This window comes from Microbulbifer echini (assembly GCF_041447225.1).
Lineage (GTDB): Bacteria > Pseudomonadota > Gammaproteobacteria > Pseudomonadales > Cellvibrionaceae > Microbulbifer > Microbulbifer echini.
On record NZ_JBGMEL010000008.1, the window covers coordinates 65,249 to 85,596 of the forward strand.

Annotated in this window: 14 protein-coding genes; 5 read left to right on the forward strand and 9 right to left on the reverse strand. The window is 49.2% G+C overall.

Annotation, left to right across the window (positions count from 1 at the left end; genetic code table 11):
* The first annotated feature begins 4 nt into the window (after nucleotides 1-4).
* A complete protein-coding gene (locus ACCI51_RS09645) occupies nucleotides 5-151 on the forward strand; it encodes a hypothetical protein (RefSeq protein WP_299587620.1) in 147 nt (48 codons plus the stop codon).
* An 83-nt stretch (nucleotides 152-234) separates the two neighbouring features.
* Here ACCI51_RS09645 and ACCI51_RS09650 read toward each other — a convergent pair whose 3' ends face one another.
* The 5 genes from ACCI51_RS09650 to ACCI51_RS09670 all read right to left on the reverse strand — a co-directional run bounded on the left by ACCI51_RS09650 (nucleotide 235) and on the right by ACCI51_RS09670 (nucleotide 5,404).
* Nucleotides 235-762, reverse strand: a complete 528-nt coding sequence (locus ACCI51_RS09650) for a hypothetical protein (protein WP_371843418.1) — start codon at nucleotides 760-762, stop codon at nucleotides 235-237.
* Nucleotides 759-1,595: a hypothetical protein gene (locus ACCI51_RS09655; protein ID WP_299587616.1), complete on the reverse strand. Its 837-nt coding sequence runs from the start codon at nucleotides 1,593-1,595 to the stop codon at nucleotides 759-761. The genes ACCI51_RS09650 and ACCI51_RS09655 overlap by 4 nt, the downstream gene beginning before the upstream one ends.
* Nucleotides 1,592-2,632, reverse strand: coding sequence for a hypothetical protein (locus ACCI51_RS09660; protein WP_299587614.1), 1,041 nt, complete (start codon nucleotides 2,630-2,632; stop codon nucleotides 1,592-1,594). The genes ACCI51_RS09655 and ACCI51_RS09660 overlap by 4 nt, the downstream gene beginning before the upstream one ends.
* 3 nt (nucleotides 2,633-2,635) lie before the next feature.
* Nucleotides 2,636-3,784, reverse strand: coding sequence for a type III PLP-dependent enzyme domain-containing protein (locus ACCI51_RS09665; protein ID WP_299587612.1), 1,149 nt, complete (start codon nucleotides 3,782-3,784; stop codon nucleotides 2,636-2,638).
* Between the two features lie 150 nt (nucleotides 3,785-3,934).
* Entirely contained in the window at nucleotides 3,935-5,404 is a 1,470-nt protein-coding gene (locus tag ACCI51_RS09670; protein WP_299587610.1) for a class I adenylate-forming enzyme family protein, read from the reverse strand.
* A 1,140-nt stretch (nucleotides 5,405-6,544) separates the two neighbouring features.
* On the opposite strand from ACCI51_RS09670, the gene ACCI51_RS09675 reads away from it, so the two are divergent.
* A complete protein-coding gene (locus tag ACCI51_RS09675; protein WP_299587608.1) occupies nucleotides 6,545-7,996 on the forward strand; it encodes a DUF1254 domain-containing protein in 1,452 nt (483 codons plus the stop codon).
* Here ACCI51_RS09675 and ACCI51_RS09680 read toward each other — a convergent pair.
* Nucleotides 7,990-9,039: an AraC family transcriptional regulator gene (locus tag ACCI51_RS09680; RefSeq protein WP_299587606.1), complete on the reverse strand. Its 1,050-nt coding sequence runs from the start codon at nucleotides 9,037-9,039 to the stop codon at nucleotides 7,990-7,992. The two genes, ACCI51_RS09675 and ACCI51_RS09680, sit on opposite strands and share 7 nt — an antisense overlap.
* Before the next feature lie 111 nt (nucleotides 9,040-9,150).
* Between ACCI51_RS09680 and ACCI51_RS09685 the strand changes: the two genes are divergently transcribed.
* Complete coding sequence (locus ACCI51_RS09685; protein ID WP_371843419.1) at nucleotides 9,151-10,677, forward strand: flavin-containing monooxygenase; 1,527 nt, start codon at nucleotides 9,151-9,153, stop codon at nucleotides 10,675-10,677.
* 145 nt (nucleotides 10,678-10,822) lie between these two features.
* Here the strand turns inward: ACCI51_RS09685 and ACCI51_RS09690 are convergent, their stop codons facing one another.
* The 3 genes from ACCI51_RS09690 to ACCI51_RS09700 form a co-directional block, all read right to left on the reverse strand.
* Nucleotides 10,823-12,832, reverse strand: a complete 2,010-nt coding sequence (locus ACCI51_RS09690) for an alkyl/aryl-sulfatase (protein WP_371843420.1) — start codon at nucleotides 12,830-12,832, stop codon at nucleotides 10,823-10,825.
* Nucleotides 12,833-13,154: 322 nt separating this feature from the next.
* Entirely contained in the window at nucleotides 13,155-14,309 is a 1,155-nt protein-coding gene (locus ACCI51_RS09695; RefSeq protein WP_299587599.1) for an acyl-CoA dehydrogenase family protein, read from the reverse strand.
* 308 nt (nucleotides 14,310-14,617) lie between these two features.
* Nucleotides 14,618-15,127, reverse strand: coding sequence for an Lrp/AsnC ligand binding domain-containing protein (locus tag ACCI51_RS09700; protein ID WP_299587597.1), 510 nt, complete (start codon nucleotides 15,125-15,127; stop codon nucleotides 14,618-14,620).
* 141 nt (nucleotides 15,128-15,268) lie between these two features.
* Between ACCI51_RS09700 and putA the strand changes: the two genes are divergently transcribed.
* Complete coding sequence (gene putA / locus ACCI51_RS09705; RefSeq protein WP_371843421.1) at nucleotides 15,269-18,415, forward strand: bifunctional proline dehydrogenase/L-glutamate gamma-semialdehyde dehydrogenase PutA; 3,147 nt, start codon at nucleotides 15,269-15,271, stop codon at nucleotides 18,413-18,415.
* 797 nt (nucleotides 18,416-19,212) lie between these two features.
* Entirely contained in the window at nucleotides 19,213-19,536 is a 324-nt protein-coding gene (locus ACCI51_RS09710) for a hypothetical protein (protein WP_371843422.1), read from the forward strand.
* The last annotated feature ends 812 nt before the right edge of the window (nucleotides 19,537-20,348 follow it).

Below are 20,348 nucleotides of genomic sequence, written 5' to 3' on the forward strand. Positions count from 1 at the left end.
CCGCATGAAAACTGGTACAGGCACTACCGACAAATTGAATATTGTGTCCGGCCTGTTCCAACTGAGCGAGGAACTCAACAACCGGTCTTTCCAGAAGTACATTAGCCTCCCCGGCAGAAACTACGTAGACAAGCTCAGGAAGTTGAATTAACCCCAACAAATATTGATTTAGGGCGCGCAATAATTGCTTTGTCTCACCATTATGATCTACCCAGAGGCTTCTAATATACATGGCTATGCGGTCCTTTCCCTGACCATTTTTTCAATAGAATCAAAACCCAACTGCAGTAATTTTTCAGAAATCCGTGAAATAAAATAATTACAGTCTGCAGCACAGCATATTCGCAGCCGCAGGCTATTGGAACCAGACTCCAGCGGATGGCGGATCAGGGTGTCTTCGATCACCAAATAGGAAGTTCCTTGCTGATGCAAGATCAACTCTTCCTCGTGTACACCCTGCAACATTAAAACCCGATCCTGTAAAAACTGCTTTGGCATTCTTCCACCAGCAGGCATCTGCATTCGCAATAAGATCGTATCAATCTCCAGGCCAGCGCTATCAACACACTCCAATAACTCAACCAAAAGCTGATAATGCTCAGAAAAGCTCAAGAGTACCGGTGTTTTACCCACTGGCAATTGAGAGATAGCTAGGAAGTCAGATTCACCTTCCAGCGGTAGTATTTGTGCGACACAAGGCTTGGGCTGCTTGGGATAGGGGTTACGAAGCAGTCTTGTAGAAAGTTCAATCACTTTACTCATGCCGCCTCCGCCAAATAAAAGACGCTGTCCCGGTCAATATTTACTTCTGCAGTACAGTAATAGCCATTTAGAGCGATTGAACATGCCAATAACTTCTCACGCCGATCAAATCTTCCATCAACACCGTGTTGAATAATATTCAACCAGGGGTCGCTACCGAAACAATGTCCCCATCTATCATGGAGATCAGGAAGCTGGTCAAAGCCCTTGAGTAGCTTGGTGAATATCTGCCGAATATTTTCTGGAAAGAAGGGTAGCGACAAAGTGAGATCTTCCCTACTACTGGCCATTTTGCGAATAATCGTCGCAAACTCAGGGGTAGTGTTATAGGTAACGGTACAACCTGCGCTGATATCACTTGATTGAAATGACTCCACCTCCAGAAGTAAAGTGCAAAGGCCAAAGCCGCTTTTCCCCCAGTTTTCATTGCGTTGCCAAAAGCTTAAATCGAGCACATTGGCATCCAGTATGCTAACCATTACATAGCGGGCACCGGGATTTTGCTTTAAGTAATAACGAAGACTATAACCCCATGAGGCACATTCATAGGTGTTAATAAAGCTAGTAACGGGAACGCCCCGCCCCTTTTCAACCGGATTCAAATCACGCACGGTGATTGCTCCAGTCGTGAAAGGTAACTCAATCATTGTGGAGCAGAGAAAGTGTCGGCTAATCTTATTCTTTGATTCCAACGAAATACCTTCAAGGACTCTATGGCTCTGATCAGATATGATCTTGCCAATTTGAGCAAAGGCATATTGAAGATTCACATTCCTTATGATGTTAATATTTTCGATCGGCGTAAAGGCTGCAGATTTTAAATACAAACTCATACCCGATGCCCTTTCGCCTTACTGTAGATCTCGAATAAGCAGCGGTAGGAGCTTCCCTCCATTTTAGTGAATGCCAGTAAATCACGCTGACACGCTGTATTTTTAACCTTTCCTGATGATACTAAATCTAAAAGCAGTTCATTACTGGCAAACTTCGTTGCCAAAACCCTATTTACACTATGCATAGAAAAGACTGTTGCTGACGCCTGCTCGTTGCATAGGCAAATCAGATACTCGATATGCTCCTGATCGGTAATGGATAGCTCTACTTCACCCCGATCCTTCAACCAGAGCACAAAGTGCATCAGGGATTTCACGAAGCGGGGACGAACTAGTGTCAGGAATCGATTGACACTCCCAAGACCGCCCTTACTCAATAGCATGTCTTTGCTCACAGTGACACTGCCACGGCAATTACCAAGTTGCAGCTTGCCATCCAAGAAAGACTCACCGACGGGAGTCTGTTTTAACTCGGTACAAAGCTCTGGGGGCAACATTATGGTCATTGGAAATGGACGCGCCGCCTGTTTGGCAACCACCATGGCAAATCCCAGTTTATGTGCCTCAATACCATGGACTTTATTAACAACAAGCTGCATCTCTTCATCACTACCTTGCAGCTCGGTCTTCCAACTCTGCAAGCTGGGGCCACCAGGATCGGTCATTAGGAAATGGCCAAAAATTCCCTGCTCCACCCAGTCATTCACCTGTGCCAACTGTGTTTCAGTTGCAGTCAGGCTCATCATGATAGAACCAAAGAGCCCGATCATTTCATGGAAGTGATCCGCCAGCCCATGATCACGTACCTGGTCAATGATTTGATCGATAACAAATGTCTGCTCAAATTGCTCTAGAGGCTGCTTAACCGATGGTTCCCGAAGAGGAGCCAACTTTGTCAAGGGATCCTCAATAATCATTGATGCATCAAACAGACGTACACAGGCTCTCTCCAATAGAGTCTTCAGAGAAGCCGGCACAGGCGAAAGTGAAGAAAGCTGGCTGACGACAAAGCCGCCAGCAATAGTTTGCAGTTCCATAAGCTACTCCATTAGATAAGATTTGGCAGAAGGCAAACTCAAAAATGGAGCAACGGTATAGCTCGCATTGTAGGCTCCGCAATTACTAAATATAACGAGATCACCAGGCTGTAAGGCCACGCCTTTTGTCTCACCAATAATATCTTCCTTGTTGCAGGAAGTTCCCACCAGTAAGCAATTTTGTGGCTTGCTATCACCTTCCAGCACTCTACCTTCACGTAAAATCAAAGGCTGGCTGTAGCGTTTAAATGTACTTTCTGTTTTTGCCAAGAGGAAATTTTGAGCCATGCCACCATCACAAACCCCATACTGCTGCCCCTCAATGGATTTCACATAGCGAACTTCGGTCACAAAATATCCAGCACTTGCCATGAGAGCTCGGCCACTTTCATGGGCAATCTGTATATGCGAAGGGAATTCACCGAGTAGATTCCGATAATGCTCAAAGTCAAACTCATGACTTTCCCAATTCAGATCAAAGCCGCCACCCAGATTAACTAATCCGATTGGGTATCCAAGTGCGCTTTCAAACTTATGAACTATTTGTAGAGCAGCTTGCGCTGTGCTGTTGGCTAGCTTGCTAAAATTATATGATCCGCGGAACACATGAAATCCGCCGACCTTCAAATCGTTCTCTTTGCAAAATGCCAAAGCAGATTCCACATCACCCCACCCCAAGCCAAAGTGGTCTTTTTTCGTCACTGTCGTGGATTCTTCAAATTGATCCAGAGTACTGGGATTAAGACGAAGTATCAGAGGATTAATGGGGCGTTTCCCCTGGAATTCTTTCACAATTTCCAGCTGGGAAAGGTTATCGATGACCAAGGTACATTTACTGGCAATCGCTGCCCGCAAAAAACTCTTATCGGCAGATGGATTGTTGATATAGCGAGGACTCTCTCCTCTGGGGAGAAGATTCAACTCACCAATAGAAGCGATTTCAATGCCGTCTTCAAATACATGGCCACTACGCACAATAAGATCGAGGCAGCTATTAGCCTTGAGAGAATAAATCAGGGATGTCCCCAAGCTATCCTTGAGTTTTCGGTAGTTGTTGGCTACATCCTTTAGGGAGTAAATATAACAAGGTGTTGAAAAGTGTCGCCTTTGCTCATTAAGCTGGGCAACAAGCTTTTCCAAGGAAGCTTTCATGGTATCACCTGGAGAAATTTATAATCATTCTTATAGGGCACAAATATTTCAGCCGTATTTACGACTTTCCGGTCTCACTTTTTTTTATTTAAAGCCGGCCTGGCGTTGCCGACTCACCGAGGAACCTCGACACTTCCTATCGCAACCAGCTCAAAACTCCAGCTCTTGCTGCAGCTTTTGCCTATCAATCTTACTGTTGGCTGTCAACTTTATCGCCTCGACAAACCTGACTTCACGCGGCGTATAGTCAGCATCCAGGTTGTCTTTCAGCCATGCTTTGAATTGCTGCTGATGCTCGGGCGTATTTTCATGAAGCTCTAATACACATACCGCAATTTCATTTTGATATCTGTCACTGGACGCCAAAACTGCACTGAGATGAACCAGAGGGCATGCATCAATCACCCCTTCCAGGTCTTTTGGGAACAAGCAAAAACCGGCTTGCTTAATCAGGTCTTTAGAGCGACCTTTGAAATAGTAAAAGCCCTCATCATCTCGGCTGAATAAATCACCAGTCGCCAGCCAGTTATCATCGCGATAAAGGCCGCTGATAATCTGTGCACCACCTTTCGCACTGGGGTCATAATAAGCTTGCATAACCCCTGAACCACGTACAAAAAGCTCACCAACTTCATTAGCTTTTGCCTCATGGTAAGTATTTTGCAACTCGTCTAATAGGAAAATGCGGACATCCAATCCCGGTATTGGCTTACCCACCGAACCCATTTTCTGCTCCCAAAGCTCCGGCTCAAGATAAAGGGCCCTTTTACACTCGGTAAGGCCATACATTGCAAAGACATTGAGTGCGGGACAGTACTGCTTCCAGGCGCGAATAACGTACTCCGGCAAGTGACCGCCGGTGTTGGTGATTGCCCGTAAGTGAGAAAGATCAGGTTTTACCAGCGATAGCAACTTGGATAGTGCAGCTCCCATTGCCGGGACTATGGGCAGTACTGAAATTTTCATTTCAGATATTACTTTTAAAACATGTAGAGGATTGAATGTTTTATCGTAAAGAATTGTTGTGCAATCCTTGAAAAGGGCAAACAAGACCTGATACAGGCCGTAATCAAAGGATAGAGGTGAGAGGCAAAGTATGCGGTCCTCACTATCCAGACGCAAATAATCGGAGGTCGACTGCAGAGAGGTAAGAACGTTTTGATGTGTGAGCATTATGCCCTTTGGCTTGCCGGTACTCCCCGAGGTATAAATAATCAGGGCCAGATCAACGCCAGTCACTCTGGATGCGGTATGCAGCTCAAACAATTTTTGCTGCGGGCGATAGGTTTCCAGTAAAGCAATACTTTCACCTTCCACAATTGCCTTCGCATTGCAGTCAGCGGCAATGGATTCCACTGCCGCCTGTCCAGCATCCCCCTTAATGGGGACCACCACCAGACCGAGGTGCCAGGCGGACAACATTGTCGCCACAGTAAAAAAATCGTTCTGGGCTCTAATGACAATTTTATCCCCATGGGCCAATTGAATATCGGTCTGCTGTAGGAGTGATAGAGCCCTCCCACAACATTGTGCCGTCAATTTTTCCCCAGTCAGATTTTCCAGGCTTCCAAGCCAAGAACCAGTAACAACCCCATCGAACAGGTCGGCAAGCGAGAACATTGTTAGTCCAATTATTTTTTTTAAAACTTATCCTGTGACTCTCATCCACCCCCTTCAAAAGTGACAAGAGCCACCTACATGGCACGATCATTTTATAAAGTCAGCTCTCCATAATGACAAGCATTATCTTAAAATCCTGTGATGGAGTTTTCATTCGTGTACTTGTAGTTCACAAAAGTCATAATTTTCTATAATTTTTTATTGTTGACTTTTGATTATTAATGAACAAGACATACCATGAGAAAATAATTTCACTAGAGCGCACCAGAGAGAAACATATTTTTAAAAGCGCTCAGAAAACAGCAAATTGATTATTCTTTTGCAAATTATTTTCAATACTAAGGCAACTTATTTCATGAGCGGCATCAGTTCTCAGTCACTATGCGCACTATCTCACACCAAGAAAAATTGACACAAAGCATATTTGTAATTGACATTTTGCTACGCAACTGACTAATAAAAATAAATCGCTGTCTTGGTACTCACCTTGAAAATTTATTGCCATTTACACAGGACTCTCTCGCGAATAACAGGCGAAACTTGGTAGATAGGATTCATGCAACAGTGCCACTCTCCCAATTTGCTCTATTTTCTTTTAATAGCCTTATGGAAGGTGCGGAAATAGGCGCCCTGATAGGCGCCAGCGGAAGGGGTCTAATATATTTACACCCCCATTATTTTTTGGCCTGAGAGGTATCGGAAAAATTCATTTTGCAGCTTGCGGACTCAACTCAGAAAGTTTCATCCGCAACTATATTGGGTGGCTACTGAACTGAATAAATCCAACTAGGGAATAGTGTCACCATCGAGTTTCTTTAGAGAGTGTAAAGGCTAACGACACACCATGGTCTTACACAACCGAGGGTAATAATGGCGCTTTTTGCCGCGTTATTATACTGATCACTAACCAACGCAGGCTCATCCTTAGCCATGCGAACCCCTAAACTGAAACCCGGCTAAATCGGAACCTTCCTGAAGGTCCATTGACAGCAAGCAAGGCCTAATAGAGAGGAATTAAGGTTGAACAGCAGGCCATCACCGCCACTACAACAGCCTCCGGTACCCGGTAATTTTTGGAGGTTGATTTTTCTCATCATTTTACTCTTTCTCGCACTATCTCATCCTAGCTCAAGCGCTGATGTGAGTAAGAAAACAGTGGAATCTATAAAAACACCCGATGAGGTGAAAAGCAGTATCGGTTTGCTGAAATTCCGTGATGGCGCGCCCTACCCAGAAACCGCAGAAAAGCTCTACGACTATCTGGATCAGATGCGCGCGGTTGATAGTTTTTTAAAAGGCATCCAAGGTGCTTCGGTTCATGGCTTGATGAAAGGGGGGCGCGAATTAGGTGCCAAAGCGGTCAATGAGGTTTTGATTTTTGACCGATTAATGAGCGCAGAGTCACTATTTCTCACCGGCAACACCTCCACCATTTACACGCTTGCTTTCCTAGACCTAAAGCGCGATGGCCCCACAGTCTTACATGCGCCACCAGAGGTCAGCGGAGCCTTTAACGACGCCTGGTTCCGCTATGTGGAGGATATAGGCCACCCCGGTCCAGACAAGGGACGAGGAGGGAAATATCTGGTTTTGCCCCCAGACTATAAAGGCAACCTGCCCTTTGGTTATTTCCCGGTCTACCCCCGCTCCTACCGCGTCTGGGTATTTATGCGCTCACCGAGTCATCAACCTCTGGATGCCGCAGCTCAAAACGTAAAAGACCACCTCAGAATCTACCCCCTTTCTAGAAAAGGGAATCCGCCCAGAATGGTCTTTATTAGCGCCTCGGGAAAAGCATTCAACACCATTCACCCCAACAATTATGAGTTCTACAAACATCTTAATGAAGTCATTCAGTATGAGTGGATAGGCATGCTAAACCCGGAAACTCGCGGCCTTTTTGCCTCTATCGGGATTGAGAAAGGCAAGGCGTTTAGCCCGGATGAACGCATGACCAAAATCCTTACCGACGCTGTGGCCATCGGCAACGGCATCGCTCGCTCGATTGTCTGGTATCCGCGCACCGACAAATCTCTCTCAGATATTAAGATCTACCCCGGTACCGACAGTGCTTGGGTAATGGCATTTCCCGGCAAGAATATTTTCTTCAATGGCGCCGATGGCAAGACAATCAATAGCGATGCGCGCGTCAGCTATTTCTACCCCTACACCGGTGTTAGCCCGGCGATGACCGCAATAGAACCCGGCAAGGGGTCCGACTATGCCATCGCCTTTGTCGATGAGAATAAAGAGCCTTTCGATGGATCTAAAAAGTACAAATTGCACTTACCACCAGAAGTACCGGTCAATGCGTTCTGGGCCGTCAATATCTACGACAGCCAAACCCGCTCTCAACTAAAGACAAGCCAAAAGTTCCCCTCTGTCAGTAGCCAAAGCAAGGGCATCAAGCAAAATCCCGATGGCTCCTATGACATCTTTTTTGGCCCCAAGGCCCCTAAAGGTTTGGAACACAACTGGCTTGAGACAATCCCCGATAAAGGTTTTTTTGTTATTCTGCGTCTTTACGGACCCCTCGGGCCCTGGCTGAAAAAAACCTGGCGACCGGGGGAGGTAGAACCCACAGACTATTGACCAGCGCGCACCGCCCCCCGCTGCGCGACACTTTCAATTCGTGCCAACCGGCGCCGATAATTGCGCGGGGTATCTGCAAACCAACGTCTGCAAGCACGCTGAAAGGTACTCTGCTCGGCATAGCCCAACAGACCGGTTATCTGCCCCAGGGCTAGGCCTGTGTTCGATAAATATTCTGCTGCTAGTTCCCTGCGCACCCAATCCAATAAGGTGTCAAAGCGCAGCCCTTCCAACGCCAAACGTCTCTGCAGAGTGCGCGGATGCAAGCTCAGGTGAGCGGCAATAACTGCAACTTGGTATTGACCAGTCGGCAGTAATTGCCGCATGAGCTCTCGTACCCGCGCGCTCAGGGAAACCGCCGCCGAAACCAATTGCTGCTCCAGGTAATTTGTAGCCAGCCGCTTAGTTACCGGGTCAGCTGAGGTGAGCCGGGCATCCAAATGCTCAGCGAGAAACTCCATAGCACAGTAGCCAGAGAGAAATTCCACTGGGCAGGTAAAGTAATCTCTGTAACCCGAGCGCTCAGCCAGAGCCGCATGGGGTATTAAAACCCTCTGCGGGGCGGCGTTTTCCCCCATTAACATACGTAGCATGGCCAGCGTGTTCCCCAGGGTTTGCTCATGGATTTGGCAGAAGCGCGATAGTGCCGGATCGAGCTGGTCAAAAACCAGCCGCTCATAGGGGCCGTTACACACGGGCTCAATACGCAACTGTATCGCCGGGCTGTGCAGCGACATAAACCGGGCCACCGCCTCGACCGCTTCCCGCGCGGAAGCAGAATTGCAAGCAATCACAGCGATACCCCCAAGCCGGTCAACTCCTTGTCGCGCAGCGAGGCGAAGGGCGAAATCGGGGCACTGTAACCGCTGGGCAGAAACTTCCAACAGGCGAGCCACATCGACATGGGGGAGCAGACGGGTATCTGAGACGACAATATCCCCTGGGATATTAAATTCAGAGAGGAAGTTAGCGGTATGCCCCCCCAACTCTGTGGTCAGTGCTCCATACCCCGTAAGTACACTGGCTCGTATAACACTACCCACTGCTCCTCCAGAGCGCCCAATGACGCCTCAAGATAATTTTTTGTCGCAATGTAGCAATAAAAAGCCTGCGCTTCTACGCAGTCTAGTAACCCTGAAAATGCCAAGAGGGTAATGACTGTGCAACCGCTCCACTTTGATGTATTGATTATTGGTGCCGGGCTCTCCGGAATCGGCGCGGCCTGTCACCTTCGTCGCGAGTGCCCAACAAAGAAAATTGCCATCCTTGAACGTCGCACTCAAATCGGTGGCACCTGGGATTTGTTCCGCTACCCCGGTATACGTTCTGATTCGGATATGTTCAGCTTTGGTTTTGATTTTCGCCCCTGGCCAGGACTCAAACTTTTGGCGGATGGCCCCTCCATTCGCCAATATATCCATGATACCGCGGAAGAGTACGCTATCACCGACGATATTCACTTTAACATCGACCTCTACAAGGCCAACTGGAATAGTCATAAATCTCATTGGGTTCTAGAGGGAAGTAATACCGTTACTGGGGAGCCCCGCCGTTATAGCTGTACCTTCCTGATTTCCTGTACGGGATACTACGATCATCACCGGGGATACCTGCCCAAACTTCCTGGGGCAAGCCAGTTCCGCGGTAGTTACATTCATCCCCAGCACTGGCCTGAAAACCTGAATTACCAAAACAAGAAAATTGTAGTAATCGGCAGTGGTGCCACTGCCGTAACCCTGGTGCCTGCCCTGGCCACCCGGGCCGCACATGTCACAATGCTGCAGCGCTCGCCCAGTTATGTCATATCCGTGCCAGCATTCGACAACCTCTCCGCCTGGCTTTTGAAGTTCCTACCAAAATCTTGGGTCTTTAAACTGGCTCGCTGGCGCAACGTTAAAATACAACGCTGGCTTTTTAAAGCCTCTCAGCGCTGGCCCAAATTTATGCGAAGGTTATTCATACGAGGAGTTCGCAAGAGCTTGCCCCGTGATTTTGACATGAGCCATTTTACCCCGAGCTATAACCCCTGGGATCAACGTATTTGCGCAGTCCCCAATAACGACCTTTTCAAAGCTATAAAATCGGGCAAAGCCTCAGTAGAAACGGCAGAGATTGAAACTATTGGGCATAATGAAATCCATCTAAAATCCGGTCAAAAAATCGACGCAGACATCATAATCACTGCCACGGGGTTGAATTTACAGGTGCTTGGCGGTATCCAGCTCTGTGTTGATGGCGAAAAAATTCATATCAGTGAAAAGCTAACTTATAAGGCCGTTCTGCTGGAGGGGGTCCCCAATATGTCTTGGGTATTTGGTTACACCAATGCCCCCTGGACCCTAAAAGCCGATATCTCCGCACGCTATATTTGTCGCTTGCTCAATCATATGGACAACCATCATTGCAATATTTGCCTGGCGGAAGATAATGAAGACTGTAGTGAAGATAACTCCGTAATGGGCAGCCTGAACTCCGGCTATGTAAAAAGAGGAAATAGCGTACTACCTCGCCAGGGAAAAAAATACCCATGGCGCCTGTTAAATAATTATGAACAGGATTTCAAAATTTTATTAAAAACGCCTATAAATGATGGGATACTAAAATTTTCTTCCAGCAAGACCCAAGATATCTTCCCGGATCAAAAAGCACCAAATAAAACCGAAGAGCCAGCGTCACTTTGATGATCGAACTCCCGCATTACGCTGAAGAACTAACGGAATTCGGTTAACTGTTTTGTTGCCATGGTAATAATCCGTGTATATAGCTGATCAAGCATATCCGATTAGATCACCACCACAATCCGTAATTCTGACGATATGGTAATCATCAATCGCCTCCATTGGGGTCTATAACCATTGGCTGCGGGGTAACCAGATTCCACCAAAAATCGAAATGATCCATTAAGGAGAGCAATGTTTTCAGCTGTCCAACATCACCTGAGATTTTCACCGCGCCGGCCTCTAATTTTTCCTGAATACTATCGACGCCAAGAATGATATCGTTAAGATCACTGCGATTGATGGTGACACTACTTTGCGGATCATCAATGGGAGGGCCATAGTTAAGAACCGCATTTTCCAATGTCAGGGCATATTCTTCCTCAATATCTGGCAAGGTAATGTTGATCGAGATTTTTCTACCCGTTGCTTTTGGCCCATTCAGGCGGATACCCAGATAATCAAAAATTAACGTTATAGGCATACTGCGGATAGTATCGGCACTGGCCGTTAAGGGAACGGGTAATCGCTGTATACCATGGCGTAATTCCATCGCACCACTTAAGAAAAAATTTCGCCAGGTGCCATTTTCCTGCTGGTAGCCCAGCTGCTCCAGGGTATTCGCTAATAAATTCCGCGCCGCACGGTTATTGGGTTCAGCGGAAACCAGCTTATCCAATACCTCCGCCACCCAGCGGTACTCTCCAGCATCGAAATCTTTTTTAGCCTGTTTAATGATGTTTGCGGCACCACCCATATACGCCACGTATTTCTTGCCGGCTGCTGTGGGCGGCATCGGATATAGGCGCGCCGGATTTCCATCAAAAAAACCAAGGTAGTAATTCCATACCGCGCGGGTATCATGATTAACACTGCCGTAATAGCCACGGTTGGCCCAATATTGTGAAAGCTCAGGTGGTAATTGCATGAGCTCAGCAGTCTGTACCATGTTGTAACCATGGTTGGCCAGGCGCAAGGTTTGATCGTTCAGATATTTATACAAATCGCGCTGCTTTTTTAGGTGATTGATCACGTTAGCCTGCCCCCAAGTGGGCCAGTGGTGTGGTGCAAAAAGCACCTCTACTTTATCTCCCCAGCGCTGTAGTGTTTCATGAAGATAGCGGGACCAGTCCCGCGCGTTGCGCACCTTGGCGCCCCGTAAAGTATAAAGATTGTGCAGAGTGTGCGTCGCGTTTTCGGCTGCGGTCAGCGCCTTTAGCTCGGGAATATAAAAATGCATTTCTGCGGGGGCTTCGGAGCCAGGCGCCATTAAAAATTCAAATGACAGGCCATCAATATTTCTCTTGTCACCTGTTCTAATAATTGTATCGGTTGGCTCAATGAGGGTAACGGTCCCCGTGGAGGTTTCCAGGCCGAGTCCTGCACCTAGAGTACCCTTTGGGTCTTTGGGAATCAGATTCCCATACATAAAACTGGCGCGTCGCGCCATATGGTTACCCGCAAAGACATTCTCACTCACTGCCTCAACTAAAAAATCCTTTGGCGCAATGACTTTTACCTTGCCAGACTTTACATCCTCCTCATTTACCACACCGCGCACACCGCCATAATGATCCACGTGACTGTGGGTATAGATCACGGCAACCACCGGCTTACTCCCCCGGTGTTCTCGGTATAGGTCCAGTGCCACCCTGGCTGTCTCGGCAGAGATCAGTGGGTCCATTACTATGACCCCGCTATCCCCCTCAATAAACGTGATATTGGAGAGATCAGCACTGCGCACCTGATAAATTCTCGGAATGACCTCATAAAGCCCCCCCTCCGAATTTAACTGAAGTTGGCGCCACAGGCTTGGATTGGCGGTGTCTGGTGCTGGCTTGTCCCGCGCAAACTGAAAGGCCTCAAGATTCCAGACGGGTTCTCCTTCCTTGTTCTTGATCACGCCCTCATCAGGTAACGGAGCAATAAATCCACGCTTTACATTTTCAAAGTCTTGCTGATTGGCAAATGGCAGCGCTTTTAATACGGCTTGATTCTCTTTTGCCGTAATCACACTAGCTGGCCCAGAGTCCTGGGCAAATACATGGTTTGGGACATACGGCAACAGTATAAAAATATAGGGATACACCCTCGCAAACATACTCCGCTTATTACTCATTATTTCTCCTGACCTTGAGTCACCCCGTACACAATCCCGAGTCAACGGGTACCAGCAGGACATTACTGGCTACGGCGGAAAGGAATTTCCATGTAAAGGATAGGAGGGATATAGATCGGAGGGGATGAACGCTGATAACAAGAAGACTGATGTCAGCGCCTAGTTGGGCGCGGGATTGGTTGATTATGGGATAGTACTCAGAATGGTCCCGCAACGTAAGCGGGACCATGTACTAGAGCGGTTGAATTTCAATCGGCTCACCACCAGCACAGCGCTCTGTGGGTGCCGCCTTACCCATGAACAGGCTCTTTAAAGTGTGGGATCAACGCACATCGAGTAAATGCCGCGCAATAATCAGACGCTGAATTTCACTGGTGCCCTCATAGATGGTGGTGATACGCACATCGCGACTCATGCGCTCCAAAGGATACTCACGGGTATAACCCACCCCACCGTGAATCTGCAGAGCCAGATAGCAAGCTTCATTGGCTTTTTCACTGGCAAACAGTTTTCCCATAGAAGCCGCGGGGCCAAAAGCCATACCGGCATCTTTTTGCCAGGCAGCCTGCAACAACATCAAGCGAGCGCCTTCCATCTCGGTGTACTTATCGGCAAGCTGCCACTGCAACCCCTGGAACTGTGCCAGTTTTTTACCGAACTGCTCGCGCTCATGCATATAGCTACGGGCACAATCCAGCGCCTCGAGACCAATACCCAGAGCCAGGGAGCCTATACCGATGCGTCCTCCGGCCAATTCGCCGGCAGCTATACGGAAGCCGCGATTTTCCTCACCCAGCATATTGCCGGCGGGAACGCGGCAGTTATCAAAAGAGACCTCGTTGGTGACTGAGGCCTTCTGCCCCATTTTCTCTTCCGCCTTGCCGATAATCAGGCCCGGTGTACCCGCCTCCACCAGAAAACAGGTAATCCCTTTGCCCTTGGCCGCTTCGGGGTCCGTTACCGCCCAAACCACAAAAATACCGGCAAATTCGGCACTGCTGATAAATAACTTGCTGCCATTCAGCAGGTAGTCGTCACCATCCTTTACCGCGCGGGTGCGCATGGCGGCAGCATCGGAACCGGAGCCCGGCTCGGTCAAACAGAACGAGCCAGCCGCATATTCTCCGCTACAGATTTTGGGAAGGTATTTTTGCCGCTGCTCTTCATTACCCACGGCCTGAATTACCTCAGCCACCATATTGGTGACGGAGGTGGTGGTTGCAGTGGAGGCGCAGCCTCGAGCGAGCTCAGTTATAGCCAGGCTGAATGCCACAGTGCCGGCACCGGTGCCGCCGTAATTGGGATCTATATTGATCCCCATAAAACCGAGTTCAGCCAGCTCTTTCAATTTTGCCAGCATCAACTCGCGGTTACCGGTTTTATCGAGTTCTGCGGCTATGGGCTTCAATTCGCTCTCGGCAAATTGTCGCGCCGCATCCTCAATCATCTGCTGCTCTTCGCTCAGTGAGAAATCCATACAGTACCTACTTTATAGTTATCGCGGTTGGATCAGGCGGCACAGGGCGCCGCTCACAAATTATGTCGAGGATAATAAAATCCAGACCAACAATGATTGCCAATTCGCCGTTTTCCTCGACAAAATCTGCAATCAATGGCAAAGATCACGGTGTAGAGAAGTCACTTAAGTGTGTGGCTCGGACCGAGCCTGTGCCGGAAATGGCACAAATGGAACAGTCATTCTTCCTCCGCCCCGGCAACCTTGTCTGTTTATTATCTGCCAAGTGGTGAGCGTTTCGGCCATCCCTGACCGATCGAATGCCGGGCTTATCGCCGGGTGACTTTGCTCTTGGGTTCCGGATCGGGCACCGCCACGGCGGTGTCGGTTTTCACTTCCTCCATCACCACATAGGTATGGGTTTCGCGCACCCCCGGCACCGAAGCCAGTTTCTCACCGAGAAACCGGCGATAACCGAGCATATCCTTGATGCGAATTTTCACAAGATAGTCAAAGCCGCCGGCCACCATATGACATTCCTGCACCTCTTCCAGGCCCGCCACATGCTGGTTGAAGGCCTCCAGGGCCTCGGTAGCAGTGTTGTTTAGCGTCACCTGAATATAGACCACCAAGCCGGCATGAACCTTGAGTGGGTCCAGCAGCGCCACATAGTCGCGGATAAAGCCCTCGCGTTCGAGGCGCTTCACCCGCTCTAGGCAGGGGGTGGGACTGAGATTTACACGGCGTGCCAACTCCACATTCGGCAGGCGGCCATGTCGTTGCAGGATTCGCAGTATTTGGCGATCGATACGATCTAGATCTTCCAACTGTCGAGACATTACAAAATACCCTACTGGCAATCACGCATTTAGGCGTGATATTTAACCACAACAGTCGCCAAAATGGCGATTAATTCTAAGCACTTTCGCACATAATCCGGTCTTTTATTCTGACCCTAGATATAGAGCTTGGGAGACGATATGTCGACAAACTTCGCCGGAGACCTACAAAGTGCCCGAGAACGAGCACACAAGTATCTGCACGCCGACGAAAACCAGTGCGTTAATGAGCTCCTGGCCGCCCCCCGCCCCAGCGACGCCCTGCGCAAGAAAATTTTGAGCACCTCGCGCGAGCTGGTACGCCACTCGCGGCAGCAGCGCAGTAAGCGCGGCACGCTCGATGCCTTCCTACAACAGTTTGGCCTCTCCAATAAGGAAGGGGTGGCTCTCATGTGTCTGGCGGAATCTCTCCTCCGGGTTCCGGATGCTGATACTGCCGACAAACTGATCGCCGAGAAAGTGCATTCCGGCAACTGGTCCAGCCATCGTGGCCAGTCGGATTCCCTGTTCGTGAACGCCTCCACCTGGGGCTTGATGCTCACTGGCAGCGTGGTTGAGCTAGACCCGGATATTACCGAGCGCCCCTCCCATTGGATGAGACGCCTGATCAGCCGCATCGGCGAGCCCATGGTGCGCACCTCCATGATGCAGGCAATGAAAATTATGGGCGGCCAGTACGTTTTGGGCCGAACGATTGAGGAAGCGCTTAAACGCGGCCCCAAAGAAAATCTGCCTGGCACCCGCTTCTCCTTCGACATGCTTGGCGAAGGCGCACGCACCATGACCGATGCCGAGCGCTATTTTGATGCTTACATGATGGCCATCGAAGCCATCGGTAAACACAACACCAAGCGCGATGTGGTCGAGGCCAACGGCATATCCATCAAGCTCTCGGCCCTGCACCCACGCTACAGCGTGCTGCAGCGCGAGCGTGTGATGGGCGAGCTGCTACCCCAAGTAAAACGTCTGTGTGCCGCCGCTGCCAAATACGACATGGGCTTGAATATCGATGCGGAAGAAGCGGAGCGCCTGGATATCTCCCTGGATATTTTCGAAGCCCTAGCCCGCGATCCCGAACTGAAAGATTGGCAGGGCCTCGGTTTTGTATTACAGGCCTATCAAAAACGCGCTCCCCATGTGGCCGACTGGCTGGTTGCCCTAGGCCGCGACACCGGCCGCAAACTGATGGTACGCCTGGTCAAGGGCGCCTATTGGGATAGCGAAATCAAGCATGCCCAGCAGATGGGCCTCAGCGATTACCCGGTGTACACACGCAAATGTCACACCGACCTCTCCTACCAGGTATGTGCGAAGAAGCTGCTCGATGCGGAGGAAGCGATCTACCCCCAGTTCGCCACCCACAATGCCTACACCGTGGGTCAGATTCTGGAAATGGCCGGCGAGCGCACTAATTTTGAATTCCAGCGCCTGCACGGGATGGGCCACCTGCTCTACGCACAGATCGAAGCCGTACACGGCAAGCGTGTGCCCGTGCGGGTTTACGCCCCGGTGGGCGCCCACCGCGACCTGCTGCCCTACTTGGTGCGACGCCTGTTGGAGAACGGCGCCAACAGCTCCTTCGTAAACCGTTTTATGGATGAGGACACACCCATTGAAGCGCTGGTGCAGGACACCCTCGAATTGAGTGAGGCCTGTAATCCCTTCCGCCACCCACAAATTCCTGTACCGGAGAGTATTTATATGGGCGCAGAAGCCCTGCCACGGAAAAACTCGCACGGCATTGAGCTGACCGACCCACTGGCCGTTGAACCAATGCTGGAAGAACTGCAAAAACAACAGGGCAAACACTTCCTCGGTGGTCCCATTGTCGACGGTGTCATGGGCAAGGCCGAAGAGCCGGTTTACAACCCGGCCACCGGTGCAGTGATCGGCCATACCGCCAACACCGACAAACACTTGATCGAGCGAGCCTATGCCTCAGCCACCGAAGCGCAGATCGACTGGGATCGCCAGGGCGGCAACAGCCGCGCCGTGATTCTCGATCGCATCGCCGATTTTTACGAAAAGAAAATCAACGAACTGACTGCGATCATCTGCCTCGAAGCCGGCCGCACTCTCAACGATGGCATCAGCGAAGTGCGCGAAGCCGTAGATTTCTGCCGCTACTACGCCAACGCCGCGCGCCAACACTTCAGCGAAGCCACCGAACTGCCCGGCCCCACCGGCGAAAAGAACCAGTTATTCCTGGGTGGCCGCGGTGTATTTGTCGCCATCAGCCCCTGGAACTTCCCCCTGGCCATCTTTACCGGCCAAGTCGTTGCCGCCCTCGCTGCCGGCAATGCGGTGCTGGCCAAACCCGCCGAGCAAACCCCGATTATCGCCGCCCACGCCGTGCGCATCATGCTCGATGCCGGCGTCCCGCCCAAGGTATTGCACCTGATTACCGGCACCGGCGCCGCCGTGGGCAAACTGCTGATCGAAGATCCTCGCCTGGGCGGCGTGGCCTTTACCGGCTCCACCGAAACGGCACGTCTAATCAACCAGCAACTGGCCGCCAAAGAAGGGCCAATCGTGCCGCTAATCGCCGAGACCGGCGGTCAGAATGTGATGATCGTAGACTCCACCGCCCTGCCCGAGCAGGTGGTGGACGATGTCATTCAATCCGCCTTCTTAAGTGCCGGTCAGCGCTGCTCCGCACTGCGCATCCTGTGTGTACAGGATGTGATCGCCGACAACCTGCTCAATATGCTGCAGGGCGCCTGCGAAGAATTAAACCTGGGCGATCCCAGCAAGCTGGAAACCGATATCGGCCCGGTGATCGACGAAAAGGCCCTGGACCTGTTGGAAGCGCACCGCGAACGCATGGCCAGTGAGGCCAAGCCACTGTTTGCCTTCGATGAAGACAAAATGCCCAACATAGGGACTTTCTTCGGACCACAGGTGGTGGAGATTGAAGATTTCTCCCTGCTCAAACGCGAGGTCTTCGGCCCATTCCTGCACGTAGTGCGCTTTAAAGCCGAAGAACTGGAAGACGTGATCCGCCGTATCAACGCCACCGGCTACGGTCTCACCTTCGGCCTGCACTCCCGTATTGAAGGCCGCGCAGACGCAATATTCAAACGCGTAAACGTGGGCAACTACTACGTAAACCGAGATATGGTGGGCGCAGTAGTGGGCGTAAACCCCTTCGGCGGCCAGGGCCTCTCTGGCACCGGTTTCAAAGCCGGTGGTCCCCACTACCTGTTCCGCTTCGCCACCGAGAAAACCAAAACGATTAATACGGTTGCCACTGGTGGTAATACACAACTGTTTAGTTTGGGACAGTAGACCTTAAGAGTTGAAAGAGCGGGCAAAGCCCGCTTTTTTTACTGCAAAATCGTACTCACTCCATAAAACCGCCCTTCCCCGTAATAGCCCCACCCTATTCAACCAAACGAGTAAAAGTAAATCTTGTATGGGCAGCAGTGATTAAAAAATATTGGCACTGTGGCACTGTTCGCTAGGTATCTCAGAGATCAAAAGCACCTTCACATATCCACCGGGATAACCAGCCCCAAGATTGCCTACTCGTTGACTTTTAATATTTTCCCAATAAGATCATGAGCCAGGAAACAACAAGACACATAAGCCGCTTCTTATATCTATACCCTAAATTTTGTACCCATTAAACCAGGGACGCAGAATTTTCAGGACTCATTCACCAGACTCCAGCGGGCGGGGCTGGGATATATGAAAATGGATATAGAGTGGCCGATTTTAAATACGCGGTTAAAGGTCTTATATCTTTAGGAGAATTTATGAATGCTCACATAGAACCAGGAACAAGCTGCTAAAGCTTTACGAAACTACTATTTCTAAATAAGTGTTTCGCGGCAATGAGCGAGATGACGGGAGTGGAATAATGAACATTTCTTACCCAACAATGAAAATATAGAAAAGAACAATGCAAATTTTGTGGTGCGCAATCCAGTTTCAGAGTAGTGCCCAATATTTAGCCAGTAACGACAGAATGGTCCAAAAAAATGCGGGCTGCACTGACCAATCTATGTGTCGTTCGCCTGTACGCCGAACGTTACGCACATGAAACGCCGAGTTAAACCCTAACTATTCTACAAGGAGAGTCTATGAACAAATTATTAGTCCCAGCAATTACCGTTTTTATTGCATCATGTAGTAGTACATTCACTAAAACCGGCGATGTATCTCATCATGCATTGAGTCCGGATTGTGAGATCGCTGTTTACACAACACCACCTAAAAAAGACTTCGATGAACTGGGTGTGGTTGAATTCAAACCTATGCCATTTATTGGCTATCCAGGCTCTATTTCATCCGCTAAATCTCAAGCAAGTCCATTTGCGTGCGCAAATGGCGGCAATGCTTTGCTCTTGTGGGAAGCAAATGGTATTGGCCAGTATCTGAAAGGTACCGTTATTCGAATTAATTAGGCTACATAACAAGCGCGTCACTGGGTAAATCGCTACGCGGCTTACCCAGTGACGTGAACATTAGGAATCAAATAGTTCTCTTCGAGTTCGCTTTTCAGCTTTTCGTAATTTCATTGATAGTATTAGGGGTTGTTTTTACCTTAACTCAATTATTCCTCAGATTTTATGCTCTTGATTTCTGTAAATATCACAATCCCTTTCACAAATTTCAGGAATCATGAGGATACCCTCAGGTTAAGCTTTGTTCCTTATGCATTAAAAGTACGACCTGTATCTTAAAAAGAAAAGAAATCTTGGGGTTTCGGCCCGGTTCGGAACAAAGTGGGAATTAGGGTTTATCCGTTATCGGAAGATATCGCAGAAAAATTAGATAAGGGCGTGCATTCTTTAATAACACCCCTGATAACTTTAACCCAAGGACCAGAAAACAGCAGGAAATCTACGACTCTCGAAACAGAACCCCAGTAAAAGAATACATCGGCAGGAGGAAAGGTGAGCAAGGAGAACTAAATATTTATAACAACGCCTGTAAATATGGCTTTTACATAAATATTGATCCTGAAATTGTAAAAAAAGGGAAACAACATTATTTATCGTGAAGGCAGCTATTCTACTTACGACAGAACAGGAGTATTAATTATGAATCCCAGCCAAAATCTTGTTTTTAATATGTACAGAAGTTGATCCCCGGTAATAACTAATAATGCACCGCAGAGGAATGGCTTTAAGCCTAGGTTTAATTATTTCTGGACTCTTAAAGTCGTCACATTATTCCTATCAATTTACAACTGGCACAATGGGGCCTTCTTCAG